This is a genomic window from Pararhodobacter sp., assembly GCF_034676545.1.
Lineage (GTDB): Bacteria > Pseudomonadota > Alphaproteobacteria > Rhodobacterales > Rhodobacteraceae > Pararhodobacter.
Genome location: NZ_JAUCBZ010000015.1, coordinates 953,722 through 977,423, shown reverse-complemented (window position 1 = coordinate 977,423; position 23,702 = coordinate 953,722). Strand labels below are relative to the sequence as shown.

Here is a 23,702-nt window from a genome sequence, read left to right as displayed (position 1 = left end):
GATTTGTGACAAATTGGCGGTATGTTTCAGGACATATCGCCAATATCGCCGCGCGCCACCGACACGGCCTTGAGGATCGCGAACACGGCTTTCCCGGGGTGCAGATCGAGATTGCGCGCCGAACGGGCCGTGATCCGCGCCAGCAAGCGTTGTTGCCCGGCTTGCAGTTGCACGATCGCCCCCGGCCCGTCGCCTTGCCGCACGGCAAGCACGGTTGCGCCCAACACGTTCAGCGCCGAAATCCCTCGGGGGCGCTCGGTCGCCAGCAACACATCCTGCGCCAGGATGCGCAGCCGAAGGGTCGCGCCCGGGACTGCGAACAGGCCAGGCAGCCAGATCGGGCCGGTGTCGGTCGCCAGCCGGGTAAGCCCGTCATCATCCTGCGCCGCCACTGTCGCCATCAGGATCGCACCCGCCTCGCGCAGCCCCAATGCCGGCGCGGTTGCGGGGTCGGACAGGATCTCGGCGGCAGGTCCGGCGGCCAGCACGCGGCCCTTGTCGATCATCACCACGGTTGTGGCCAGCCGCGCAACTTCGGCGACCGCGTGGCTGACATAGAGGATCGGCAAGCCCGTCTCGTCGCGCAACCGCTCCAGATAGGTCAGGATCTCGGCCTTGCGCGGCGCATCCAGCGCGGCCAACGGCTCGTCCATCAGCAAGAACCGCGGCTTTGACAGGATCGCGCGGCCCAGCGCCACACGCTGCTTTTCACCCCCTGACAAATCCTCGGGACGCCGTTGCAACAGCGCCCCGAGGCCCAGCAGATCAACGATCCGGCTCACCTCGATGCCCGCTGGCTCGGCCCGCGCGAACCAGCGGCCATACCCAAGGTTCTGGCGCACGGTCAGGTGCGGGAACAGCCGCGCATCCTGAAACACATAGCCAATGCGGCGCTGATGCGGCGGCACGCAAACCCGCGTCTCGCTGTCAAACAGCAGCGTGTCGCCCATCGCGATGCGCCCGGCGTCAGGCCTGAGCAATCCGGCCAGCGCGTTGACGATCGTGGTCTTGCCCGACCCCGAGCGCCCGAACAGCGCCGTCACCCCGGCGGGCGCGGCAAAGGCCGCCTCCAGGGTGAAATCGCCCAGCGTATGCCGCAACCGGACCTCAAGCATCGCGCCCGCCGATCCGGCGCGCTACGACACGGGCCAGCCATTCCGACAGCAGCAACGCGCCCATCGACAGCGCAATCGCCACGCCCACCAGACGAAAGGCCTGCGCCTCGCCGCCCGGCACTTGCAAGATGGAGTAGATCGCCAGCGGCATGGTTTGCGTCTGGCCGGGGATGTTCGACACGAACGTAATCGTCGCACCGAACTCGCCGGTCGCCTTGGCAAAAGCCAGCACCGCGCCCGCCAGGATGCCCGGCAGGATCAAGGGCAAGGTAACGGTGACGAACACCCAGACCCGGTTTGCACCCAGCGATCCGGCGGCTTGTTCCAGCTTTGGGTCGACCGCCTCGATGGCCAGGCGGATCGCGCGGACCATCAGCGGAAAGGCCATCACCGCCGCCGCCAGAACCGCACCGGTCCAGCGAAAGGCGATGACCACGCCGAACCACTCCTGCAACAGCGCGCCAATCGGGCCGCGCCGTCCGAACGCCAGCAACAGAAGGTAGCCGGTGACCACGGGCGGCATGATCAGGGGCAAATGCACCACGCCGTTCAAGATCGCCTTGCCGGGAAATTGCCAGCGGGCAAGGGCGTGCGCAGTCAGAAGGCCGAACGGCAGGCTTATCAGCGTCGCCCAGAACGCGACCTGCAGCGACAGCGCCACCGCCTGCCATTCGGTCGGCGACAGCCATTCGCTCATGGTTGATCCAGAACCACAAAGCCGTGCCGCTCGAACACCGCGCGCGCCGCCTCGCCTTGCAGCGCGTCATAAAAGGCCCGGTCGGCAGGGTCGCGTGCCTCGGTCAGCAGCGCCAGCGGATAGGTGATCGCCGGGTGACTCTCGTCGGGGAAGGTGCCCAGCACGGTAACGGCGGGTTCGGCCCGCGCATCGGTGGCATAGACGATCCCCAGCGGTGCCTCGCCCAGCGCGACCAAGGCCAGCGCCGCGCGCACGTTGTCGGTCTGTACGACCAAGGGTGCGACCGCCTCCCACAGCCCCAGCGATTGCAGCGCCGCCTTGCCATATTGTCCGGCGGGCACGGCATCCACCAGCGCCATCGCCAGGTGCCCGTCGCCCAGCATCGCGGCAAGATCGAGTGCGGGGGTAAGCGTGACCGGCGCTGCGGCAGCGTGCGCGATCAGCACCAGCGCATTGCCCAGCAGATCACGGCGCATCCCATCGGCGATCAGCCCCTCGGCCTGAACGGCATCCATCCAATCCGTAGAGGCCGACAGGAAGATATCCGCCGGAGCGCCCGCGATGATCTGGCGCGCCTGTGCGCTGGAGCCGGCATAGGAGACCAGCACGGAATGCCCGGTTTCGGCCTGCCACTGCTCGGCGATGTCATCCAACGCGGTGCGCAGCGAGGCGGCCGCGAAGACCAGAACCTCGGCGGCCGGCGCTTGCGTCGGGACCAGAAGTGCTGCGGAAAAAGCAAGGGCGAGACGCGTGGACGACATGGGGCTACCCGGTTGGTTATGTTCGAACGGATATAACACTATCGCGCCCCGAACCCGCAAGCGTTATTTCTCGTCGGACACAACCCTTGCAAGTCTCCCCTCGATCGCCGCCAAATCTGCGGCACCGCCGGATTGCGCCGCCTCAATCAGCCCGCGATAATGGTGCAGAACCGCCTCACCGGCTTCGGTTATGCGCGCGCCGCCCCCGCCCGGACCGCCGCGCGTGCTCTCCACCAAGGGCTCGGAGAACCCCGCGTTCATCTCATCCACCAGCGACCACGCGCGCTTGTAGCTCATGGACATGGCGCGCCCGGCGGCTGAAATCGACCCTGTCTCCCGGATGAGGTCAAGCAATTGCGCCTTGCCCGGCCCCATCAAGACGCGATCGCCCAGCACAAGACGCAGGCGTAGCAAGGACGGGTTTTGCGGGCCCGTTTCGGGCATCATTCAGCCCAGCGATTGCAGGTCAGCCGCAATCAATTGCGCGCGCGCCCGCATACTGCCGGAGCTGTCCAACGCGGAATGCTGCGCCAGAAACGCCGCCAGATCATCACGCGCGCCCTGCAACAATCCCCGCGTGGTGGCGTCGGTCTGCCCCTCGGCCATGCGGCTGCGGGCGGCTTCATGCCGCGCCGTGCCACGCACCGCCAAAGCCGAGGCACGGATTGACCCTTCATGCGACGCGATCAGGCCATCGGCGGCATTCGAGGCCTCTTGATACCGGTCGCCGCGCAGCAGGGCGTGGGCGTATTCCAGTTGCAGGCGGGCCGCGCTTTGCGGTCCCATCCCGTCCATCAGGCTGGAATAGCGCCGAATTGCCAGATCGTAATTGCCGGTTTCCAAAGCCTGTCGCGCCACGAGATAGTCAGATTGCGTCCCACCTCCGGCCAATGTGCCCGCGGCCTCACAGGCGGCAAGGCCCATCACAACAGACAGCGCCAAACCCGTAGCCGAACGTCCTCGCAGAATGTTCACGCGCAGTCTCCTTTTTGTTCGTTGAATCCTAGGCCCGACGGGCGCTATTGTCCAGTCAGAGCACTCTGCAAGGTCTTATGTCCAGTCATTCGCATCCCTCTCATCGCGCCTCGTTGGTGTTGTTGTTTCCGGCAACCGCCCTTGCGGCGTTTGGTCTGGGGCTGCTGGCGCTTGCGGCCACGACGCCCGCACCCGACCTGACCGACCTGCCGCTGCCCGGCAGCCGCGCCGCACAGGTGCCGGATCAAACCGCCACGTCGGACCCTGCGCCCGAGGTCGCGACGCAATGGGCGGCGCTTTTTGGCACGCCGACGCCAGAACCGGTGATCGCCCCCCCGGAGCCCACGCCAGAACCCGAACCGGCAGCGCCCGACGTCATCGAATATGACCCGGATATCTATGTCCTGCGCGGATTGGTGTATCAGGAATCTGGCGGCTGGGCGCTTCTGGAAACCGATGACGGCTCCATGGTGATCCGACGCGGCGACATCTTGCCCGGTGGCGAAGTGGTTGCTTTCATTGATGAAGAAGGCGTGGAAATTGAGGTCGACGGCGAGATCTATTTCATCAGCTTTGATGAAGACATGGACGGCCCTGCGGGTGGTCTGCTGGACTTTGTCGTCGAAAACCCGGAACGCTTTGAGGCGTCACCCCCCACAAACCGCGGCGCCATTCGCTTTAATGACCCCTTTGTGGGTCGCAGCGAGCCGTCTCCTTCGACTCTGTTTGGCATTGGTGACGTCGGCAGATAAGCACCAAACCGGAAACAACGCTGTGTTCCCTGTTGACCTTGCCCTGCAAAAGAGAACAATCCCCCGCATGATCAAAGCCTGCGTTTTTGTCTTTTGCCTGATGGCCCTTGTTTTGGGGGCCGACCGGTCTGCCACGGCACAGATCCGGCTGGATTTGCGCAACGTTGACCTGCGCAGCTATGTGCAACTGGTCTCTGAACAAACCCAGCGCAATTTCCTGCTGGACCCCACGGTCGAGGGCGAAGTCTCGGTGTTTGCGCCGATGCCGGTCAGCCCCGCCGCCAGTTACGAGATTTTCCTCAACGTGCTGGAGTTGAACGGCCTGACCATCGTTGAAGGCGAGGGCATTGACCGGATCGTGCCGATGAACACGGCAATGGGGCTGGCTTCGGGCGTGAGCACGCCGCGCGCTGGCGGCGCGTTCGAAACGCGGGTCATCCCGGTTCCGGCGGGCAATCTGGACGAAACGCTGGACGTGATTGAATCGCTGATCGCGCCCGAGGCGATCCTGACGCCGATCCCGTCGTCCGGCTTGATCGTCTTGTCGGATCGGCGCGAAAATATCGCCCGGATCGAATCACTGATGGCCCGGCTGGAGCAAGCCTCGGATCGCTCGGTCGAAGCGGTGCGCCTCAATCACGCGCGCGCCACCGATTTGCTGGCGGTGCTGGTCTCGGCAGCCCCCGCCCCGACCGGCGGCAGCCTCGCGGCGGATGCGGGTGCCAACTCCATCGTCGTTTCCGGTCCCACCGAATACCGCAACCGCGTGCGCTCGATCATCCAGCAGCTTGACACCCAGCAAATGCGCCCCTCGTCGCGCGTGGTGCGGCTGAATTTCGCTCAGGCCCCAGAGCTTGCCGAGGTCGTGCGCCAATCCATGACCTCAACCGGCGGCGAGGGTGAAGCCGCCATCACCATCGTCGCCGAACCGCAGTCGAACTCCATTCTGGTCACCGCCCCGGAAGACCGCATGGACATCATCCTGGGCGCCATCCGGGCGCTGGATATCCGCCCCTCTCAGGTGCTGATCGAAGCCGTCATCTTTGAAATCTCCGCCGAGAACTTCAGCGACCTGTCGGTGCAATTCGGCGGCATGCTCAACGAAGCCATTGGCGGCGGCACCTCGTTTGCCCTGGATGGCCGCGCCTCGCTGATCACCCTGATCAGCTCGGCAATGGCCGGGACCACACCCGCTCCGGGCAACGGTGGCCTGGTCGGGTATCACGACGACAATTTTTCGGCGCTGGTCGCGGCCATCGCGCGCGAACGCACCACACGGCTGCTGTCGACGCCCGCGGTGCTGACGCTGAACAACCAGGAGGCCGAAATCGTCGTCGCGCAGAACGTGCCGTTTGTGACCGGCCAATACTCGACCGTCGGCGACAGCGCGGTGCCGACCCAGCCGTTCCAGACCATCGAACGCCAGGACGTCGGCCTGACGCTGAAGGTGCGCCCGCAGATCACCGATGACGGCACCGTGCGGATGCAGATCACCCAGGAGGTGTCGAACCTGACCGGCACGACCTCGGCGGCAGGTGGCGAGGTCACCGCGCGACGGCGGCTGTCGACCAGCGCCTTGGTTGGCGACAGCGAAGTGATCATTCTTGGCGGCCTGATCGAAGACACCTCGACCGCGCAAAACCAGCGCGTGCCCGGCCTGTCGAACCTGCCCGTTCTGGGTGCCCTGTTCCGCGGACGCAGCGTGCAGGAGGGCCAGCGCGTGCTGCTCATCATGCTGCGGCCCCGGGTGGTGCGTTCGGACCGTGACGCAACGCGTCTGAGCCGTGAAATCGCGCGTGAGGCCCAGTCGCTGAGCCGCCAGATCGCGCCGCGCAACGATGCGCTGTTCCCGCAAGTCCGCCGCACCGGATTGCCATTCGATGGCGTCGACCTGAACCAACCGTTTGACGAGACCTATGTGGATCAAGCCGTGCGCGAACGGCTGTTTCCGGCGCTGCCGCCGCGGCTGATGGTCGATGTGGGCCAGTAGGCCATGAGCGCGCCCCGCCTGCCTTTTGCCTTTGCGCGCGACAATCAGGTTGCGCTGGACGGCGCGGTGGTGCTGATCGGCCCGGACGCCACGATGAACGGCCTGCGCGAAGCGCGCCGCGCGGCGGGGATGCCGCTGACCCCCGAAACCCTGAACGCCGACGCATTTCAGGCGGCGCTGGCGCGGCTTTACGATGCCGCGGGCGAGCGCGATTCCAGCCCCGAGGTCGCCTTTGATCTGGAGGAGACAGCGCGTGTGGGGTCCACACGCGATCTCCTGGATGATCCAGAGGATGCGCCGGTGATCAAGCTGGTAAACCAGCTTCTGCGCCAGGCGGTGCGCGCCCAGGCCTCGGACCTGCATCTGGAGCCGCACGAAGACGGGCTGCGCGCCCGGATGCGCGTGGATGGCACCATGCAATCGGTGTTCGACCGCCGCGACGTGCCCGCCCGCCGCGTGGTGTCGCGCCTCAAGGTGATGAGCGGCCTCGATATTGCCGAAACCCGGCTGCCGCAGGACGGGCGCATTGCGCTGCGGCTGGGGGGGCGCGCGATTGACGTGCGCCTGTCCACCCTGCCCGGCCACCACGGCGAACGGGTGGTGATGCGTCTCCTGGATCGCTCGGCCGGGTTGATGGCGCTGGATCGGCTGGGCCTGTCGGAAGCCGACGCCGAACGCCTGAACCGGCTGGCGGGCCTGCCCAACGGGATCATCCTGTCCACCGGGCCGACCGGGTCGGGCAAGACCACGACGCTCTATTCGCTGCTCAGGTTGGCGGATCGCCATGAGCGCACCATCCTGACCGTCGAGGACCCGGTGGAATACGACCTCGCCGGCATCTCGCAAACCCAGGTGAACCCCGAGATCGGCCTGAGTTTCGCGCGCGGGCTGCGCTCGATCCTGCGCCAGGACCCGGACGTCATCCTGGTCGGCGAAATCCGCGATGGCGAAACCGCGCAGGTGGCGTCCGAGGCGGCGCTGACCGGGCATCTGGTGTTCTCGTCGCTGCACGCCAACACCGCGCTGGGGGCGATTGTCCGGCTGCGCGAATTGGGGGTCGAAGGGTATCTGATCGCCGCCACCCTGCGCGGCGTCGTGGCGCAGCGGCTGGTCCGGCGGCTTTGCACCAGTTGCGCCAAATTCGCGGCCCCATCACCGCAAGAAGCCGCGCAATTCACCGCCCAGGCGCTACCGGTCCCCGCGCAGATCGCCACCGCCCACGGCTGCGAGGCTTGCGACAGCACCGGTTTTGCGGGCCGGATCGGGGTGTTCGACATTCTGGAAATCGACGAGGCGCTCAAGCACGCCATCGACACCGACGCCTCCGAGGTCGAATTGCGCCGCGCCGCGGGTGAGCGCCCGTCCTTGATGGCCTCGGCCCTGTCGCGCGCCGCCTTGGGTGAGACGTCGCTGGCCGAAATCCGCCGGGTTCTGGGTGAGACCGGCACATGAAAACCTATGCCTACACCGCCTATTCCAGCGCCGGAAAGCGCAAGCGCGGTGTGGTGGTGGCCGAGGATGAGACCGACGCCTCGGACCGCATCACCGCTCTGGGCCTGATGCCCAGCACCATCGAGGCCAAGGCCACCACGCAAGCCCGGCAAACGAAACGCCGCGAACGCGCCATCAACCGCGATTTGCTGTCGGTGTTCACCCGACAAATGGCGGTGTTGCTCAGTGCGGGTCTGACGGCGGAAACCGCGCTGGAGGCCGTGCAGGGGGCCGCCGGGTCGGCGCGCATCGAACGCCTCGCCGCCGAGGCCCGCGCGGGCTTGCTGCAAGGCGAGGCGATGGCCGACGCCCTGGGCCGCGCCGGGGGGGCCTTGCCCGCGTGGTATTCGGCGGCCGTGCGCGCGGGCGAGCAATCGGGCGATCTGGACGCCGTGTTCGAGACCCTCGCCGAACATCTTGAAACCAGCGCAGGCGACCGCGCGGCAATCACCTCGGCGCTGGTCTATCCGGCCTTTGTCACGGTGGTCGCCATTGTTGTCTGCGCGATCCTGATGACCACGGTCGCCCCCGAAATCATCGGCATGTTTGAATCCACCGGCCGCCCCTTGCCGCCCCTGACCCTGAGCGTCATGGCCATCGTCGATTTCATCCGCGATCATTGGCTGGCCTTGCTGATCGCGGTTCTGGCGCTGGTGGCGCTGATCATGGGTATCAACCGCACCCCAAAATTGCGCGACCGGCGCGATGGGATGTTGCTCAGACTGCCCCTGATCGGTCGGTTCATGCGCATGGCCACCGCCGCGCAATATCTGCGCACGTTGGCCGTGGTGATCAACAGCCGTCTGCCGCTGACCGAAGCCTTGCGGTTTGCCGCCGGGGTCGTGGATATCACCCGGTTTCGCAACGACGCCGAGGAGGCCGGCGAGGCGCTGCGGCGTGGCGAAAGCCTGTCTACCGCGTTGCAAAGATTGCCATTTTTGCACCCGGTCGCACGGCAACTGGTCGAAGCCGGCGAGGCCTCGGCCCGGCTTGGTCCGATGACCGAGCGCGCGGCGGTGCTGGCGGAAACCTGGCTGCGCACCGAGCGCAAGCGCCTGTCGGTGATCATCGAGCCCGCCTCGATGATGGTGGTCGGCGCGATGGTGCTGACAATCGTTCTGGCGATCCTGCTGCCGATTTTCGACATGCAGGCGCTGGTTACGGGCTGACCGCGATCCACGCGCCTTCGGTCCAGGTCACCACGATCTCGCCATCCGGCAGCGGATCGCCCAGCACCAGATCGCGCCCGCGCGCCGCAAGCTGTCCGTCGGTCAGCGCCCCTTGCGGCATCGCCAGCGCCACCGACCCCGCGCTGATCGCCAGCATCCCGCGCGCCATGGCGCTCAGTTGCGACGCCGGGATCAGCCCCGCCAGATCCTCCACCCGCAGCCGTGTGCCCTGCCAATGCGCCACGCCGCTGACCTGCCACTCCGCCCCGGACAGCGCCACCTGCCAGCGCGGCCCGGCCAGATCAACGCCGGTCATGCGCCAGCGCAGCAAAGCACCGTTCACCGTGCCCTGACCCGAGAGCACCCCGGCGTCGGCCTCCAACTGTGTGCTCCACGCGGGCAGCGCCGTGCCAAAGACCATCCGCAGATGCGCCACGCGCCCGCCAATGACAAACGCCGTTGCCAAGCCGATGACCAGCGCCAAAAGGATCACCACGCCCCGGATCATGCCTGCGGCTCCAACCGAAGCACCGCCGACACCAGGCCACCATCTTCGCCACGCTCGATTTGCAGGGCCGCAAGCGTATAACCGGCGTCGGCCTCCAGCAGTTCGATCCATTGCATCAGGCCCTCGAACGGCACATTCGCCAGGGTCAGCGAGACGTTGTCGCCTTGGGTGTTTGCCAGCAAGGTGACCGCGCCGCGCAGCCCGGCGTCGATCAGGCGTGCCTCGATACCGCCCAGGCCAACCGCCTCGATCTTTGGGTCGGGCACCTGCGCATCGGCAACCGGCAGCGCCGCGATATCCGCCTGCCGCGCCAGATACCATGTTTGCGTCGCCGTCGCCTCGGCCAGGGCGGCGCGGGCAGTGCGGCGCTGCTCCGATAGCGGCAACAGCACCAGCCCGACAAAGGCCACCGGCACCACAAGCCACAGCAACAGCGCCAGCATCAGCTGTTCCCGGCTGGATCGTTGCGCAAGGAGGGCGGAGAGATTGGCGATCATGACGCACCTCCCTGTACCGACAGGGTCGCGGCGACCCCGCCCTCGGGGTTGATCCCGGATCGGGTGAGGCTGGCGATCAATCCGGCCTGTTCCAGCGTTGCAATGACGCCGTCCAGCGCGCGGAAATCATCGACCACGGTGTCCAGCACGACGCCTTCAACCGTGCGGCCCATCGCCACACCCAGAACGCGCGCGTCGGTCCGGGTCATGACCTCGGCCACCGCGCGCAGCAAATCCAGCCCGGCCAGGGGCGCCGCATCGGCCGCCGCGCCGCCGCGCCGTGCCTCCAGCGCGCGCGCCACTTGCACGCGTAAATCAAGGATCGGCCCCGCGCCCAAAAGATCGCGCCGTGCGGCGGCAACGGTCTGCGCCTCGACGGCCCGAGCAGTGGCGAGATCGTTGCGAATGGAGATCATCGTCGCTCCGGCCCAGCCGATTGCCGCCATCAGCAGCAAGATCGCAGGCCAGACCAGACGCCGGATGCTTGTCTCGATGGCCTCGGCGTCGGCGCGTGGGTCACGGGCAAAATCCAGCGCCAATTCGCCATGCGCCATGGCTTTCGGGCGCAGCATATCGGGCAAATCCTCGGCACGCGGCACCACGGACAGCCCCTCGAACAGCGCCTCAAGCGTCGGGTTGCGCGCGCCGGTCCACAAGATCGCGCGGGGCAGCGTGTTGGCGGCGCGGGCTTGATGCAGCGCCTGACGGATCAACGGCGCGGCCAGCGCGGGTTCGGCGGTGAAGCCATCCTCAGGGCCAAGCCGCGCGCAGATCCGGTCGCCGGACTGGTCAAAGCTCCACAGACCGGGCGCACTGGGCAGCGCCATGTAATCCGGCACCAGACCACGACACCGGCTGCTGGCCGCGCCCAGAGACGTCCGCCAGCGCGCCACCTGCGCGCGATCCGCCACGACCACGCGGGTCCAGCCATCGCCAGCCGCCAGCCGCGCCGGGCGGATATCCAGCGCGCTCCCCTTGCCGCCCAGCCGGTCTTGCGCCTGACGCCGTGCGACATCCTCGCGCGCGACGCCCTTGAGCGAGGCGGGCAAGGCAAGCGTGATCAACGGCGCCTCGGCCCCCGGCACCAGCGCGATGAACGGCCCGGCGGGCGGTTGCCCATCGCCAAGCCGCCACAATGGCAAAGCCACGCGGCGGTTGGGCGTTGTTCGGGTTGATCGCGATTTCGACATCAGAACTCGGACTCGGGGATGGACAGATACACAGAGCTACGCCCCTGCGCGCCATCACGGTTCAGCACAACTGACCTTCGCAGGCGCAGCGTGTCAAGGCGTGCCTCGAAGGTGGCGATGAACCAATCCGAGGTGGTCGCCAGCACCAGCGACTGCAACGCTGCCGAGACCTCGGGCGATAACGTGGTCGTGGACCAGTCATACAATGCGTCCAGCGAGCCCGGCGGGTCGCGCCGCAGATGCCGCTCCAGCGCGCTGAGCATCGCCGAGGGCACATCCGGCATCAGCGCTCGCAGCACCGTTGGCTCCAGCGTGTTGATGGTCATCGGCGTCGCGGCGGGCAGCGCCGAGAGAACCTGCACGAACGCCAACCAGTCCTCGCCTTCATCGGGCGCAAGCGGCGTCAATTGGCGCGGATCGACCAGCGGCAGCGGCAACACCAGATCGCCCAGCGCAGCCGCGCGCGCGTCGGGCTCCGCGCCCAGCGCATCGGCCAGACGACGCGCCGTGTCACGCCGAATGCCGTGATCAATGGCCAGCCGGAGGAAGGCCTCGCGCGCACTGTCATGCGGCGGATCCGTCCCGTTCAGCGTGTTGACGTTGAACCGCGCTTGCAGATCATCGACCTGCCACGCCATTACCCCGCGATCAATCAAGATCCCCGACCGGGGTCGCGCCCAATCCTGCCCGCGATGCAGGGCGCTGTCGGGCGGAATGGCCTGAAGTTGCGCGCCGACGATGGCCACCGCGCTCTCAAGATACAGCGCCACCTGATCGGCCTCGAGGCGCGTTGACAGGCGTTGACGCGCGGACTCGGCGCGCAGCATCAGTGCCGCCGCCACCGCCGCAATTGCCGCCACGATGACCAGCGCCTGGATCAAGGCCACGCCGCGCGACGGATGTCTTGCGCGCCTCATCTCGCCACCACCAGCCGCAGCGCGCCGTGCTGCGCGTGGGTGACGGTCACCGCAAACCCCCGTGGCAGCAGCGTGGGGTCGTCGGCAGTGGGCATCGCGCCGCCCAAGGCCTCCAGCGACAGGTTCGACACCTGCGTCAGCAACGCCACCCGCGGGGCCTCGTCGCGCGCCGTATCCGGCGTGAGGCGGCGTGACAGGGTGCCATCCGCCGCCAGCGCCCAGTCAACCCGGCCAAACCCGCCGCCCTCGCCACCCGGCATGGGCGCAACCCCTGAGCGCATCAGGGAAAATCCGTTGCGCTGCACGGTGATCGCCGGCAACGCCAGCCCGGCGGCATCGCGTTGCGCCAAGGGGGCTGCGGCCTCCAGATCGTGCCGGAGCAGCGCCAGAACCCGCGCCAGATCCGCCGCCGTTTGATCGACGCGGGTCATCACCTCGCGCTGAAACAGCGCGCCGCTCAGCGATTGCACGGCCATCAGCGAGACCACGGCCAGGATCGCCATCGCCACCAGCAGTTCGATCAGGGTAAAGCCGCGATTGCGCCGGGTCATGGTGCATCCACCGGCACATACACCACGAGGCGCGCGCCCGGACTGTCGGCGGCGCTGACCAGGATCTCCGCCTCGATCAGCCCGCCAGCGGTTGCGGTCTCGATGACCGAGACCGCCCAGCGCGTGCGCCCCATGTCCACCTGCGAGGCCAGGCCCCGCCCCGCCGCCATCCCCGCCAGGTTCAACTCTGCGGCGCGGTTCAGCGCGACTTCGGACGCCAGCAACCGGGGAATCTGACCGCCGATCCCGCGTTGCGCCGCGTCGAAACTGCGATAGGCGGCAATCGTGCCGATCGACAGGATCGCCACCGCGATCACCAACTCGATCAGGGTAAAGCCGCGGCCGGATTTCAGCGACATGCCACCGCCCCCCAACCATCGGCCTCGCAGTGCACCCGGTCATTCCGGCTGGTGATCTCCAGCGACACCACGCTGTTGCGCCCGTCCGGCAGGAACACCACCGGCGGCGCTTGCCCCGGCGAGGGCGCGCCGATCGGCGGCCTGTAGCTGCGCCCGTCGATCACCCAGGACAGGTCGGCGCGGGCACTCGAAACCGGCGGCTCAGAGGCGTGCCATTCGCCCTCGGCACTGCGGCGTTCCTGCACCCAACCGTTCTGCTGCACGCGCAGGCCGACAGGCGCGCGGCCCAGGATCGCCGCATCGCGGGCCTGCGTCATGGCATCCGAGAAACGCTGTGCAACCGCGCTCGGGCTGTCCGACGCGCGCGAGAAAACGCCCCCCGTCCCCAGCCCGACACCCACCGACAGGATCGCGATGAGGGTCACGACAACCAGCAGTTCGATCAGGGTGAACCCGGCCGCGCCGGGCCGCTTATTCGCCCTGCCACGAGGTGATATCGGCATCCGTTCCGGTCCCTCCGGGGCGGCCATCGGCCCCTTGGCTGACGATATCGAACGGGCCATGCACACCGGGCGAAAGATACAGATAGGGCCGCCCCCAGGGGTCTTCGGGCACACGATCCAGATAGCCGCCGGTCGCCCAATTCGCAGGCGCGGGTGTCGGACGTTCGACCAAAGCGCGCAGACCCTGTTCGGTGGTCGGGAAGCCGCCGGTGTCCAGACGATAGAGATTCACCGCCGAACTCAGCGCCGCGATATCGGCCTGTGCCCGCGCCGCCCGCGCCTGATCCGGGCGGTCGATGACGCGCGGCACGATGACCACGGCCAGCAGCGCCAGGATCACCACGACGACCATCAGCTCGATCAGCGTCAGGCCCGCGTCCATGCGCAACCCTGCGCCTTTCATGCGCCGCGATGCTCTGCTAGCACTCTCGATCATGTGCGTCTCCTGCCCACTCTTTACCGATCCGCAGACTAGCCCGCTGCCGCGCGCCGCACAACCATGCGTCGGGGGGAAAACATGCTCGCCTTTGCCGCGCTGATGGCCCTTCTGGGGGCGGCGATGGGGTCTTTTGTGGCGCTGGTCGCCGAGCGGCTGGTGCGCGGCGAGGCGATTGCCCTGTCGCGCTCGGCCTGTCGGACCTGTGGCACCCCCCTGCGGGCGCGGCACCTTGTCCCCGTGGCTTCGTATCTTGTGTTGCGCGGGCGCTGTGCGACCTGTCAGGCGCGCATCCCGCCCTTGCTGTTTCAGGCCGAGGCGATCGGCGCGCTGTTCGGCCTCGCCGCCGCCCTCAGCGCCCCCGACCCCGCGCGCGCGTTGCTGCTGGCGGCGTGGATGTGGGCCTTGCTGGGGCTGGCGCTTGCCGACCTGCGGTCGTTTCGCTTGCCCGACGCGCTGACCCTGACCGCCGCCCTGCTGGGGCTGGCGCTGACCCTTGCAGGCGACGGCACCGGCTGGCCGCCGCTGAGTGACCGCGCATTGCAGGCCGCCATCGGCGCGCTGGCGGGGGGCGGCAGTTTCTGGCTGCTGCGCGCGGCCTATCGCTGGCGCAGCGGGCGCGACGGGATGGGCTTGGGCGACGTCAAGCTGATGGCCGCGCTGGGTCTGGCGCTGGGGGTGGAGCACCTGCCGATCATGGTGCTGCTCGCCGCGCTCACCGCGCTGGCGCTGTCGGCGCTGCGCGCATGGCGCAAGGGTCGGCCGCTGAACCGGCTGGGCCGCGTGCCCTTTGGCGCGGCGCTGGCGATGTCGGCAGCGCTGGTTTCCGTGCTCTGAGACAGAGCGCCGCGCCTTGCCCGCCGCCGACCGAAAGCCCTTGACGCCCCAAGCCCCGATGCAACACCCTGCAAGACAAGCACAACCACAGGCCACCCATGACCGACACGCCCCCCAACTCGCGCCCCTTGCCCCGGTTTCCGGGCCATGTCGAAACATGGCGCAGCGATGGCCAGCCCGGCCATGACGCGCAAATCCCCGGCCTTGTGCTGATCTGCGAACATGCCTCGAACGCCCTGCCCGAGGATTGGCCCGAGTTGGGCGGCGATCTGGGGCTGGACGCGAAAACCCGCGCCTCTCACGCCGCCTATGACATCGGCGCACTGGGCCTGTCGCGCGGTCTGGCGGCGCGGTTGGCCCCGGCATGTGGCGGTGCGGTACTGGTCCATGCGCCGCTGTCGCGGCTGGTCTATGACCTCAACCGCCCGGCGGACCACCCGAACGCCATGCCGAAAACCTCGGAATTCTACGATGTGCCCGGCAATCATGCGCTGGGCACCGCCGACCGCCTGGCCCGTCTCGACGCGATCTACCTGCCGTTTCACGCCACGGCGACGGCGGAAATCAGCAAACTTGTCACCCGTGGCCGCCGCCCGGTGGTGATCGCCATTCATTCCTTCACGCCCACCTATTTCGACCAGAAACGCGACGTGGAATTCGGCATCCTGTTTGATGACGATGACGACATCGCGCTTGAAATCCTGCGCGCGGCCGAGGGCTGCGGGCTGGTGACGCGCCTCAATGAACCCTATTCCGCGCAAAGCGACGTGGCGCATACGACGCGCGTGCAGGCCGGACCCCTGCGGCTGCGTCACTCCATGCTGGAAATCCGCAACGACCTGATCGCCGACGCCCCGGCGCAAGACGCGATGGCCGCCCGCCTCGCCCCGATCCTCGCCGAGGCCCTGCATCGTGCGGGGTTGCTGCACCCCTGACTGGAGGCTGAAATGCCCGGATACATGACCCTTGAGGCCCTGACCAAGGCCACCACCGCGGGCGAGATCGACACCGTGATCGTGGCGGCCATCGACATGCAGGGCCGCTTGATGGGCAAACGCTTTCACGCGGCGAATTTTATCGAACACGGCTGGCGCGAGACGCATTGCTGCAACTACCTGTTGACCACCGACATGGAGATGAACACGGTTCCCGGCTATGCCTCGGCCAGTTGGGAAAAGGGCTATGGCGATTATATCATGCGCCCCGATCTGAACACGCTGCGCCGGATTCCCTGGGCCGAGGGCGCGGCGCTGGTGCTGTGCGACCTGCTGGACCCGCACACCCAGCAAGAGGTTCCGCAATCGCCCCGCGCGATCCTGAAACGGCAGATCGCCCGCGCCCGTGATATGGGCTTTGAGCCGATGCTGGCGACCGAGTTGGAGTTTTACGTTTTCGCCAACGCCTACAGCGAGCTGCACCGCGATCTGATCCCCGTCTCCACCAACAACGAGGATTACGCGATTTTCCAGACCGCCCGCGAGGAACCCCTGATGCGCGCCCTGCGCAACGGGTTGTATGGCGCCGGGATCCCGGTGGAATGCACCAAGGGCGAGGCCGATGCCGCGCAAGCCGAGGTCAACGTGCGCTACGCCGACGCGCTGACCACCGCCGACAATCACGCGATCATCAAGACCGCCACCAAGGAAATCGCCCACGGCCTTGGGCAATCGGTGACCTTCATGGCGAAATACGACACCGACAAGGCGGGCTCGTCGAGCCATGTGCATCAATCCTTGTGGACCGACGGCAAGCCCGTGTTTCACGACCCCGCCGACGCCCTGGGCATGTCCGCGGTGATGAAACACTACCTCGCCGGACAACTGGCCCATGCACGCGAGATCACGCTGTTTCTCGCCCCCTATGTGAACAGCTACAAACGGTTCTGCGTGGGTTTGTTCGCGCCGACCAAGGCCGTCTGGTCGCCGGACAACCGCACCGCCGGGTTCCGCGTGTGCGGCGAGAACTCGGGCGGCGTGCGCGTGGAATGCCGGATCGGCGGGGCTGACCTGAACCCCTATCTGGCCTGCGCGGCGCTGCTGGCGGCGGGGCTGGACGGCATCGAACAGCAGATGACCCTGGAGCCGATGACGACGGGCGATGTCTATCAGGCCCGAAACGCCCGCGAGATCCCGCTGACCCTGCGCGACGCGGCGCAGGCCGCCGCCGGGTCGGAGTGGTTGCGCGCCGCCCTTGGGGACGAGGTTGTCGAACATTACGTCCACGCCGCCGAATGGGAAATCGCCGAAACCGACCGTGTGGTCACCGATTGGGACCGCCGGCGCGGGTTGGAACGCGCCTGAGACTTGCAACCTGCGGCCCGTCAATTCCTCAGCCAGAAAGCCCCGCCATGAACACTCCCTTTGCGAATTGGTCCTACCCCACCGCCATCAAATTCGGCGTCGGACGGCTGGCGGAATTGGCCGACCACTGCAAAGCCACCGGAATCACCCGGCCTTTGCTGGTCACCGACCGCGCGCTTGCCCGTCTGCCGATCACCGCGCAGGCGCTCGATGTGCTTGAGGCGGGCGGGCTGGGCCGCGCGGTTTTCGCGGGTGTTGACAGCAACCCGACCGACGCCAACCTGACCGAGGGCATCGCCGCCTATCGCGCCGGGGGGCATGACGGCGTGGTGGCCTTTGGCGGCGGCTCGGCGCTCGATCTGGGCAAGTTGATCGCGCTGATGGCCGGGCAGCGCGCCGACCTGTCGGTCTGGGACCTGGAGGATATCGACGACTGGTGGACCCGCGCCGATGCGCGCGCGATTGCCCCGGTGATCGCGGTGCCGACAACGGCGGGCACCGGGTCGGAGGTGGGCCGCGCCGGGGTGTTGACCAAGGCCGCGACGCACCGCAAGACGATCATCTTTCACCCGCGCCTGATGCCCGGCGTGACGATCTGCGACCCGGCGCTGACCGTGGGCATGCCGCGCTTCATCACCGCCGGAACCGGCATGGACGCGCTGGCACATTGCCTCGAGGCCTATTGCGCGCCGCAGTTTCACCCGATGTCGCAAGGCATCGCGCTGGAAGGAATGCGGCTGGTGCTGGACAACTTGCCGACGGCCTATGCCGACCCCGGCAATCTGGCGGCACGCGGGCAGATGATGGCCGCCGCCGCGATGGGGGCGGTGGCGTTCCAGAAAGGGCTGGGGGCCATTCACGCCATCAGCCACCCGGTCGGCGCGGTGTACAACACGCATCACGGGACGACCAATGCGGTGGTGATGCCGATGGTGCTGGATTTCAACCGCGCCGCAATCGAGGAAAAGATGGACCGCGCCGCAGATTATCTTGGCATCGCGGGCGGGTTCGACGGGTTCCGCGATGTGGTGATGGAGCTGCGCGAGGCCTTCGACATCCCCGCATCCCTGTCCGAGATGGGGGTCGAGCCGAGCCGGCTCGGCGAGCTGGCCGAGATGGCGCTTGCAGACCCGAGTTGCGGCGGAAACCCGGTGCCCTTGACGCGGGACACCCTGCAGGAGTTGATCAGCGCGTGCCTGTAGTCGAACCCTCGGACACCGGCGCGGCCGCCCGTAGGGTGCGTGCTTGCACGCACCGGCGCCCAGTGTTGACCCGAGGGACGGTGCGTGCAAGCACGCACCCTACAGGCTGCATCACCCACCCGCGCAGACCGGCCCCAAATGGGGCCTTATCCCATGCGGCCTGAACCGGATCACATTCGGGCGGCGCTGCTGCTGACGGTCTGGTGCGTTGCGGCCATTGCGCTGCGCTGGAATGCCTGGATGCCCGACCTCTCGGCGCTGCTGATCGCCAGTTGGCTCTGGGAGCACGGATCTCGCGATCTGATCTATGCCATGCCGCCCGGTTTCTTTGGCGGCGCACCTGCGGCCTGGTCACCCGCGCTGGACACCCTCGGGATTGCGGGCGAACAGAGCTATCCCTACCTCTATCCGCCGCTCTGGGCGGCGCTCCTCGCGCCCGTGACGCAGTTCGCCTCGATCCAGAGTTTGATGAATGCCGCGCTGGTGCTGCAAGTCCCGCTCCTGGCGGTATCGGTGCTGCTGGCCGGGCGGCTGGCCAAACCTGCACAAACAAGCTGGACGCTCTGGGCGCTCTGGGGCGTTGCCGTGCTGTCATTGTCCGCCCCGGCCTTTCTGGCGCTGATGCACAACCAGCCCTCCATATTTGTGGGCTTCGTGATCCTCTGGGCCTTCGAGCGACTGGCAGCCGGGCGTCCGGCGGCCTTCGGCGCGCTGATCGCCGTCGCGGCCGCCATCAAGCTCAGCCCGGCGGTGTTCATCCTGGCCGCGCTCATGCTGCGCCGCGGGCGCGCGGTCGTCGCCTTCGGGGTCGTCGGGGCGGGGCTGGCGATGGTCTCGATCTGGCTGACAGGATGGCCGGCGCATGGCGCGATGTTGGCCAGCCTTCGTGCCGTCTCCAGCCAGACGCTGATGATCGCGCTGAACATTTCCCTCGAACTCGGTGGTGGGGCAGATGTGGCTGACCCCCGATCTCCTGCCCGCCTCCGCACCGACCCCTGCGGCGCTGAGCCTGCTGGGCACCGGCAGCGCCGCAGGGGCGGCGGCGCTCCTGGTGTGGCGCGTGTCCACCCGCCCGCCAGCCCAGCGCCCCCTGGCCGCGCTGCTGGGTCTGTCGCTGGTCATCGGGCTGCTGGGGCCCTTGGGCTGGCTGCACTATTATGTCATGCCGTTGCTGATCCTGCCCGGGCTGGCGCGGTTGATGCCACGCCGCGCCGCGATACCGCTGGGCGCTGTGACCGTGATCCTCATGTCGATGCCGCTCTATCTGGGCCTTGCGTCGACGGCGCTGTTCCATACGCTTTATCCGGCCCTGGCAAGCGGCGCCTGGCTGGCGGTGCTTCTTGCGATCTTGTGGCCCCAAACGGCCCAAACCGTGCCACCCCGTGACGCGAGGCGCTGATTGATCAAACGCGGCGCGCCGGGTTTGAGTATTTTTGGCAAGATGAAATGCACGGCGGCTGGCGGGAGGGGTCGGTTGCGACAAACGGCCAATCGGGGCTTGCGCCGACCTTTGGCGCGGCTATAACCCGGCTCAATTTGCGCACTACCTTCCGGGGTTGGTGCGGTCATGCTTGCACGGGGTCCGAACATGCCAAAAAGAACCGATATTTCATCCATCATGATCATCGGCGCCGGGCCTATTGTCATCGGTCAAGCGTGTGAATTCGACTACTCGGGGGCGCAGGCCTGCAAGGCGCTGCGTGAAGAGGGCTACCGGGTGATCCTGGTCAACTCGAACCCGGCGACGATCATGACCGATCCGGGCCTTGCCGATGCCACTTATATCGAACCCATCACCCCCGAAGTCGTCGCCAAGATCATCGAACGCGAGCGCCCCGACGCCTTGTTGCCGACGATGGGCGGGCAGACCGGCCTGAACACCGCGCTGGCGCTGGCCGATATGGGGGTGCTCGACAAGTTCAACGTGGAGCTGATCGGCGCGAACCGTCAAGCCATCGAGATGGCCGAGGACCGCAAGTTGTTCCGCGAGGCGATGGACCGTATCGGGCTGGAAAACCCCAAGGCGACCATCGTTGCCGCGCCCAAGAAAGCCAACGGCAAATATGACATCAACGCCGGCGTGCAGCAGGCGCTGAGCGACCTGGAACACGTCGGCCTGCCCGCCATCATCCGCCCGGCCTTTACCCTGGGCGGGACCGGTGGCGGCGTGGCCTATAACCGCGATGACTATGAGGCCATCGTGCGCTCGGGGCTCGAGGCCTCGCCGATGGCGCAGGTGTTGATCGACGAATTGCTGCTCGGTTGGAAAGAATTCGAGATGGAGGTGGTCCGCGACAAGGCGGATAACGCGATCATCGTCTGCGCGATTGAAAACATCGACCCGATGGGCGTGCACACTGGTGACTCCATCACCGTGGCCCCGGCGCTGACCCTGACCGACAAGGAATATCAGATGATGCGCTCGGCCTCGATTGCCGTGCTGCGCGAGATCGGCGTCGAAACCGGCGGCTCGAACGTGCAATGGGCGGTGAACCCCGTCGATGGCCGCATGGTGGTGATCGAGATGAACCCGCGCGTGTCGCGCTCCTCGGCGCTGGCCTCCAAGGCGACCGGCTTTCCGATTGCCAAGATCGCCGCGAAACTGGCCGTTGGATATACGTTGGATGAGTTGGACAACGACATCACCAAGGTCACGCCCGCCAGCTTCGAGCCGACCATCGACTATGTCGTCACCAAGATCCCGCGCTTTGCGTTCGAGAAATTCCCCGGCTCAAAACCGCACCTGACCACCGCGATGAAATCAGTCGGCGAGGCGATGGCGATCGGCCGCACGATCCATGAATCGCTGCAAAAGGCGCTGGCCTCGATGGAAACCGGCCTGAGCGGCTTTGACGAGGTCGCGATCCCCGGCGCGCCCGAGAAAAGCGCCGTGATCAAGGCGCTCACCGAACAGACCCCCGACCGGATGCGCACCATTGCCCAAGCCATGCGCCACGGGTTGAGCGATGACGAGATCAACCACGCCACCGCCTATGATCCGTGGTTTCTGGCCCGCATTCGCGAGATCGTCGACACCGAAGACCAGATCCGCACCGACGGTCTGCCCGGCGATGCCGAGGGCCTGCGCAAGCTCAAGATGATGGGGTTCACCGACGCGCGTCTGGCGATGTTGACCGGTCAGACCGAAACCGAGGTGCGCCGCACGCGCCACGCCGTAGGTGTCACCGCCAGCTTCAAACGCATCGACACCTGCGCCGCCGAATTCGAGGCGCAAACGCCCTATATGTATTCGACCTATGAGGCCCCGGCGATGGGCGATGTCGAATGCGAGGCGCGCCCCTCGGAGCGCAAGAAAGTGGTCGTTCTGGGTGGCGGGCCAAACCGGATCGGCCAGGGGATCGAGTTCGATTATTGCTGCGTTCACGCCTGCTATGCGCTGACCGATGCGGGCTATGAGACGATCATGATCAACTGCAACCCGGAAACGGTTTCAACGGATTACGACACCTCGGACCGGCTGTATTTCGAGCCGCTGACGCTGGAACATGTGCTGGAAATCCTGCGCGTGGAGCAGTCGAACGGCACGCTGCACGGGGTGATCGTGCAGTTTGGCGGGCAGACGCCGCTGAAGCTGGCGAATGCGCTGCAAGACGAGGGCATCCCGATTCTAGGCACCTCGCCCGACGCGATTGACCTGGCCGAAGACCGCGAGCGGTTCCAGAAATTGCTCCATGATCTGGGGCTGAAACAGCCGGTCAACGGCATCGCCACCTCGGATGAACAGGCGGTCTTGATCGCCGAGCGCGTGGGTTTCCCGCTGGTGATCCGCCCGTCCTATGTGCTGGGCGGCCGCGCCATGGAAATCGTGCGCGACATGGACCAGTTGCGCCGCTACATCACCACCGCCGTGGATGTTTCGGGCAAGACCCCGGTGCTGCTGGACAGCTATCTGTCCGGCGCGATCGAGGTTGATGTCGATGCGTTGTCCGACGGCAAAGAGGTGCATGTCGCAGGAATCATGGAGCATATCGAGGAGGCCGGGGTGCACTCGGGCGACTCGGCGTGCTGCCTGCCGCCGCATTCGCTGTCGGTGGAAACCATCGCAGAGCTAAAGCGTCAGACCGTGCAAATGGCCCTGGCGCTCAAGGTTGTCGGCCTGATGAACGTGCAATTCGCGATCAAGGGCGACGATATTTACGTCCTCGAGGTCAACCCGCGCGCCAGCCGCACCGTGCCCTTCGTCGCCAAGGCCACCGACTCGGCGATTGCCTCGATTGCCTCGCGTCTGATGGCCGGTGAGCCGCTGTCGAACTTCCCGATGCGCGCCGCCTACCCCGAGGGCGTCGGCCCCGATACCGACCTGCCGCTGGCCGATCCGCTGACGTTGGCCGACCCGATCACGCCGTGGTTCTCGGTCAAGGAAGCCGTGCTGCCCTTCGCCCGCTTCCCCGGCGTCGATACGTTGTTGGGGCCGGAAATGCGCTCGACCGGCGAGGTCATGGGCTGGGACCGCTCGTTCCCGCTGGCCTTCCTCAAGGCGCAGATGGGCGCGGGCGTGGATCTGCCGTTGGAGGGTCGGGTGTTCGTCTCGGTGCGCGACGATGACAAGACCGCCGCGCTGGCCGAGGCGGTGCGCGATCTCGTGGCGCTTGGGTTCGAGATTGTCGCAACCTCCGGCACCGCCACCTGGCTCAAGTCGGACGGCATCGCTTCGACCCTGGTCTCCAAGGTCTATGAGGGGCGTCCGAACATCGTGGACCGGTTGAAGAACGGCGATATTGCACTGGTGTTCAACACCACGCAGGGCACGCAGGCGGTCAACGACAGCCGCGATATCCGCCGCGTCGCGCTGATGGACAAGATCCCCTATTTCACCACGGCCGCCGGGTCTATTGCGGCGACCGCAGCGATGAAGGCGCGGCGTGAGGGGTATGGCGTGCGCACGCTGCAGGGCTGATCTCTCCCGGACATCACCGGCCCGCGTCCGGCACGGGCGCGGGCGCGGGTCAAGTCATGTCGGCTGAACCGGCCATTTGCGGTTCAGATCCGCAAGGCCGGCCCGGATCAGCTCGTCCAGAACCGCCAGGTCGATATCTGCCAGTTTGTTGATGTACAGGCATGATTTTCCACGCTTGCACTTGCCCAAACGTGACAGGATCGCGCGGAAATCCGTGTATCCCGGCATGATATAGACCACCAAATTCGCGGCCCGTGGGCTGAAACCCGTCGCCAGCGACTTTCCCGTATGGCCGCTGTCATAGCGATAGTGATAGTGCCCATACCCGACAATCGACGGCCCCCACAGGCGTGGCGCAAAGCCGGTAATCTCCTGAAACAGCGCCGCCAGAGCCTCTGCATCCGCACGGCGTGCCGGGTTCTTCAGCGCCGCCAGAAATGCGTCGACCTCCGGTGTCGTCGCGCGTGTCGTGTTGTCGCTCTCAATCATGCAATCTCCGGTGCAAACCCGTTCCCAAGGCTGGGCCCATGACGC

At 66.9% G+C, this 23,702-nt stretch carries 24 protein-coding genes; 10 read left to right on the top strand and 14 right to left on the bottom strand.

Annotated features, from left to right (window positions below; genetic code table 11):
* Positions 1-26: 26 nt before the first annotated feature.
* From modC to VDQ28_RS08205, 5 genes are all read right to left on the bottom strand, one after another.
* Positions 27-1,115 (bottom strand): molybdenum ABC transporter ATP-binding protein, encoded by a 1,089-nt coding sequence (gene modC, locus VDQ28_RS08225; RefSeq protein ID WP_323035481.1) that lies wholly within the window; start codon positions 1,113-1,115, stop codon positions 27-29.
* Positions 1,108-1,812, bottom strand: coding sequence for a molybdate ABC transporter permease subunit (gene modB, locus VDQ28_RS08220; protein WP_323035480.1), 705 nt, complete (start codon positions 1,810-1,812; stop codon positions 1,108-1,110). Before modB ends, modC begins: the two co-directional genes overlap by 8 nt.
* Complete coding sequence (gene modA / locus VDQ28_RS08215; protein WP_323035479.1) at positions 1,809-2,573, bottom strand: molybdate ABC transporter substrate-binding protein; 765 nt, start codon at positions 2,571-2,573, stop codon at positions 1,809-1,811. The genes modB and modA overlap by 4 nt, the downstream gene beginning before the upstream one ends.
* A 63-nt stretch (positions 2,574-2,636) precedes the next feature.
* Positions 2,637-3,017 carry a winged helix-turn-helix domain-containing protein gene (locus VDQ28_RS08210; RefSeq protein ID WP_323035478.1) on the bottom strand — a complete coding sequence of 127 codons (381 nt, stop codon included), beginning with the start codon at positions 3,015-3,017 and terminating at the stop codon, positions 2,637-2,639.
* Between the two features lie 3 nt (positions 3,018-3,020).
* Positions 3,021-3,548, bottom strand: coding sequence for a hypothetical protein (locus VDQ28_RS08205; RefSeq protein WP_323035477.1), 528 nt, complete (start codon positions 3,546-3,548; stop codon positions 3,021-3,023).
* A gap of 77 nt (positions 3,549-3,625) precedes the next feature.
* Between VDQ28_RS08205 and VDQ28_RS08200 the strand changes: the two genes are divergently transcribed.
* From VDQ28_RS08200 to VDQ28_RS08185, 4 genes are all read left to right on the top strand, one after another.
* Entirely contained in the window at positions 3,626-4,300 is a 675-nt protein-coding gene (locus VDQ28_RS08200; protein WP_323035476.1) for a hypothetical protein, read from the top strand.
* Between the two features lie 67 nt (positions 4,301-4,367).
* Positions 4,368-6,290 carry a secretin N-terminal domain-containing protein gene (locus VDQ28_RS08195; RefSeq protein ID WP_323035475.1) on the top strand — a complete coding sequence of 641 codons (1,923 nt, stop codon included), beginning with the start codon at positions 4,368-4,370 and terminating at the stop codon, positions 6,288-6,290.
* A gap of 3 nt (positions 6,291-6,293) precedes the next feature.
* Positions 6,294-7,742, top strand: coding sequence for a GspE/PulE family protein (locus tag VDQ28_RS08190; RefSeq protein ID WP_323035474.1), 1,449 nt, complete (start codon positions 6,294-6,296; stop codon positions 7,740-7,742).
* On the top strand, positions 7,739-8,950 hold the full coding sequence (locus VDQ28_RS08185; RefSeq protein WP_323035473.1) for a type II secretion system F family protein: 1,212 nt from the start codon (positions 7,739-7,741) through the stop codon (positions 8,948-8,950). The genes VDQ28_RS08190 and VDQ28_RS08185 overlap by 4 nt, the downstream gene beginning before the upstream one ends.
* Here VDQ28_RS08185 and VDQ28_RS08180 read toward each other — a convergent pair.
* Genes VDQ28_RS08180 through gspG form a run of 8 tightly spaced genes read right to left on the bottom strand, consistent with a single transcriptional unit; the run spans position 8,940 to position 13,911 of the window.
* The gene (locus tag VDQ28_RS08180) at positions 8,940-9,458 is read right to left on the bottom strand and encodes a hypothetical protein (protein ID WP_323035472.1); all 519 of its coding nucleotides are present in this window, start codon (positions 9,456-9,458) and stop codon (positions 8,940-8,942) included. The genes VDQ28_RS08185 and VDQ28_RS08180 overlap by 11 nt on opposite strands.
* Positions 9,455-9,955: a type II secretion system protein GspM gene (gene gspM, locus VDQ28_RS08175; protein WP_323035471.1), complete on the bottom strand. Its 501-nt coding sequence runs from the start codon at positions 9,953-9,955 to the stop codon at positions 9,455-9,457. The genes VDQ28_RS08180 and gspM overlap by 4 nt, the downstream gene beginning before the upstream one ends.
* Positions 9,952-11,145, bottom strand: a complete 1,194-nt coding sequence (locus tag VDQ28_RS08170; protein ID WP_323035470.1) for a hypothetical protein — start codon at positions 11,143-11,145, stop codon at positions 9,952-9,954. The genes gspM and VDQ28_RS08170 overlap by 4 nt, the downstream gene beginning before the upstream one ends.
* The gene (locus tag VDQ28_RS08165; RefSeq protein ID WP_323035469.1) at positions 11,145-12,062 is read right to left on the bottom strand and encodes a hypothetical protein; all 918 of its coding nucleotides are present in this window, start codon (positions 12,060-12,062) and stop codon (positions 11,145-11,147) included. The genes VDQ28_RS08170 and VDQ28_RS08165 overlap by 1 nt, the downstream gene beginning before the upstream one ends.
* On the bottom strand, positions 12,059-12,613 hold the full coding sequence (locus VDQ28_RS08160) for a PulJ/GspJ family protein (protein WP_323035468.1): 555 nt from the start codon (positions 12,611-12,613) through the stop codon (positions 12,059-12,061). Before VDQ28_RS08160 ends, VDQ28_RS08165 begins: the two co-directional genes overlap by 4 nt.
* Positions 12,610-12,972, bottom strand: a complete 363-nt coding sequence (locus VDQ28_RS08155) for a prepilin-type N-terminal cleavage/methylation domain-containing protein (RefSeq protein ID WP_323035467.1) — start codon at positions 12,970-12,972, stop codon at positions 12,610-12,612. The genes VDQ28_RS08160 and VDQ28_RS08155 overlap by 4 nt, the downstream gene beginning before the upstream one ends.
* Complete coding sequence (locus tag VDQ28_RS08150; protein ID WP_323035466.1) at positions 12,963-13,475, bottom strand: GspH/FimT family pseudopilin; 513 nt, start codon at positions 13,473-13,475, stop codon at positions 12,963-12,965. Before VDQ28_RS08150 ends, VDQ28_RS08155 begins: the two co-directional genes overlap by 10 nt.
* Positions 13,444-13,911 carry a type II secretion system major pseudopilin GspG gene (gene gspG, locus VDQ28_RS08145; RefSeq protein WP_416349358.1) on the bottom strand — a complete coding sequence of 156 codons (468 nt, stop codon included), beginning with the start codon at positions 13,909-13,911 and terminating at the stop codon, positions 13,444-13,446. The genes VDQ28_RS08150 and gspG overlap by 32 nt, the downstream gene beginning before the upstream one ends.
* Positions 13,912-13,992: 81 nt before the next feature.
* On the opposite strand from gspG, the gene VDQ28_RS08140 reads away from it, so the two are divergent.
* The 6 genes from VDQ28_RS08140 to carB all read left to right on the top strand — a co-directional run bounded on the left by VDQ28_RS08140 (position 13,993) and on the right by carB (position 23,168).
* Complete coding sequence (locus VDQ28_RS08140) at positions 13,993-14,748, top strand: prepilin peptidase (protein WP_323035465.1); 756 nt, start codon at positions 13,993-13,995, stop codon at positions 14,746-14,748.
* Positions 14,749-14,846: 98 nt separating this feature from the next.
* Positions 14,847-15,683 carry an N-formylglutamate amidohydrolase gene (locus VDQ28_RS08135; protein WP_323035464.1) on the top strand — a complete coding sequence of 279 codons (837 nt, stop codon included), beginning with the start codon at positions 14,847-14,849 and terminating at the stop codon, positions 15,681-15,683.
* A 12-nt stretch (positions 15,684-15,695) separates the two neighbouring features.
* Entirely contained in the window at positions 15,696-17,048 is a 1,353-nt protein-coding gene (locus VDQ28_RS08130) for a glutamine synthetase family protein (RefSeq protein WP_323035463.1), read from the top strand.
* A gap of 47 nt (positions 17,049-17,095) precedes the next feature.
* Positions 17,096-18,250, top strand: a complete 1,155-nt coding sequence (locus VDQ28_RS08125) for an iron-containing alcohol dehydrogenase (protein WP_323035462.1) — start codon at positions 17,096-17,098, stop codon at positions 18,248-18,250.
* Between the two features lie 153 nt (positions 18,251-18,403).
* The gene (locus tag VDQ28_RS08120) at positions 18,404-19,636 is read left to right on the top strand and encodes a glycosyltransferase family 87 protein (RefSeq protein ID WP_323035461.1); all 1,233 of its coding nucleotides are present in this window, start codon (positions 18,404-18,406) and stop codon (positions 19,634-19,636) included.
* Positions 19,637-19,838: 202 nt separating this feature from the next.
* Entirely contained in the window at positions 19,839-23,168 is a 3,330-nt protein-coding gene (gene carB, locus VDQ28_RS08115) for a carbamoyl-phosphate synthase large subunit (protein ID WP_323035460.1), read from the top strand.
* Between the two features lie 54 nt (positions 23,169-23,222).
* Here the strand turns inward: carB and VDQ28_RS08110 are convergent, their stop codons facing one another.
* A complete protein-coding gene (locus VDQ28_RS08110) occupies positions 23,223-23,657 on the bottom strand; it encodes a DUF1801 domain-containing protein (protein WP_323035459.1) in 435 nt (144 codons plus the stop codon).
* Positions 23,658-23,702 lie beyond the last annotated feature (45 nt).

What these genes read in the sequence shown, in the direction of transcription:
- VDQ28_RS08155 (WP_323035467.1), bottom strand. Translation starts at nt 12,972, where the DNA reads ATGTCGCTGAAATCCGGCCGCGGCTTTACCCTGATCGAGTTGGTGATC.
- VDQ28_RS08120 (WP_323035461.1), top strand. Translation starts at nt 18,404, where the DNA reads ATGCGGCCTGAACCGGATCACATTCGGGCGGCGCTGCTGCTGACGGTC.
- VDQ28_RS08130 (WP_323035463.1), top strand. Translation starts at nt 15,696, where the DNA reads ATGCCCGGATACATGACCCTTGAGGCCCTGACCAAGGCCACCACCGCG.
- VDQ28_RS08150 (WP_323035466.1), bottom strand. Translation starts at nt 13,475, where the DNA reads ATGCCGATATCACCTCGTGGCAGGGCGAATAAGCGGCCCGGCGCGGCC.
- carB (WP_323035460.1), top strand. Translation starts at nt 19,839, where the DNA reads ATGCCAAAAAGAACCGATATTTCATCCATCATGATCATCGGCGCCGGG.
- VDQ28_RS08210 (WP_323035478.1), bottom strand. Translation starts at nt 3,017, where the DNA reads ATGCCCGAAACGGGCCCGCAAAACCCGTCCTTGCTACGCCTGCGTCTT.
- VDQ28_RS08110 (WP_323035459.1), bottom strand. Translation starts at nt 23,657, where the DNA reads ATGATTGAGAGCGACAACACGACACGCGCGACGACACCGGAGGTCGAC.
- modB (WP_323035480.1), bottom strand. Translation starts at nt 1,812, where the DNA reads ATGAGCGAATGGCTGTCGCCGACCGAATGGCAGGCGGTGGCGCTGTCG.
- VDQ28_RS08190 (WP_323035474.1), top strand. Translation starts at nt 6,294, where the DNA reads ATGAGCGCGCCCCGCCTGCCTTTTGCCTTTGCGCGCGACAATCAGGTT.
- VDQ28_RS08125 (WP_323035462.1), top strand. Translation starts at nt 17,096, where the DNA reads ATGAACACTCCCTTTGCGAATTGGTCCTACCCCACCGCCATCAAATTC.
- VDQ28_RS08170 (WP_323035470.1), bottom strand. Translation starts at nt 11,145, where the DNA reads ATGTCGAAATCGCGATCAACCCGAACAACGCCCAACCGCCGCGTGGCT.
- gspM (WP_323035471.1), bottom strand. Translation starts at nt 9,955, where the DNA reads ATGATCGCCAATCTCTCCGCCCTCCTTGCGCAACGATCCAGCCGGGAA.
- VDQ28_RS08195 (WP_323035475.1), top strand. Translation starts at nt 4,368, where the DNA reads ATGATCAAAGCCTGCGTTTTTGTCTTTTGCCTGATGGCCCTTGTTTTG.
- modC (WP_323035481.1), bottom strand. Translation starts at nt 1,115, where the DNA reads ATGCTTGAGGTCCGGTTGCGGCATACGCTGGGCGATTTCACCCTGGAG.
- gspG (WP_416349358.1), bottom strand. Translation starts at nt 13,911, where the DNA reads ATGATCGAGAGTGCTAGCAGAGCATCGCGGCGCATGAAAGGCGCAGGG.
- modA (WP_323035479.1), bottom strand. Translation starts at nt 2,573, where the DNA reads ATGTCGTCCACGCGTCTCGCCCTTGCTTTTTCCGCAGCACTTCTGGTC.
- VDQ28_RS08165 (WP_323035469.1), bottom strand. Translation starts at nt 12,062, where the DNA reads ATGAGGCGCGCAAGACATCCGTCGCGCGGCGTGGCCTTGATCCAGGCG.
- VDQ28_RS08135 (WP_323035464.1), top strand. Translation starts at nt 14,847, where the DNA reads ATGACCGACACGCCCCCCAACTCGCGCCCCTTGCCCCGGTTTCCGGGC.
- VDQ28_RS08200 (WP_323035476.1), top strand. Translation starts at nt 3,626, where the DNA reads ATGTCCAGTCATTCGCATCCCTCTCATCGCGCCTCGTTGGTGTTGTTG.
- VDQ28_RS08185 (WP_323035473.1), top strand. Translation starts at nt 7,739, where the DNA reads ATGAAAACCTATGCCTACACCGCCTATTCCAGCGCCGGAAAGCGCAAG.
- VDQ28_RS08160 (WP_323035468.1), bottom strand. Translation starts at nt 12,613, where the DNA reads ATGACCCGGCGCAATCGCGGCTTTACCCTGATCGAACTGCTGGTGGCG.
- VDQ28_RS08140 (WP_323035465.1), top strand. Translation starts at nt 13,993, where the DNA reads ATGCTCGCCTTTGCCGCGCTGATGGCCCTTCTGGGGGCGGCGATGGGG.
- VDQ28_RS08180 (WP_323035472.1), bottom strand. Translation starts at nt 9,458, where the DNA reads ATGATCCGGGGCGTGGTGATCCTTTTGGCGCTGGTCATCGGCTTGGCA.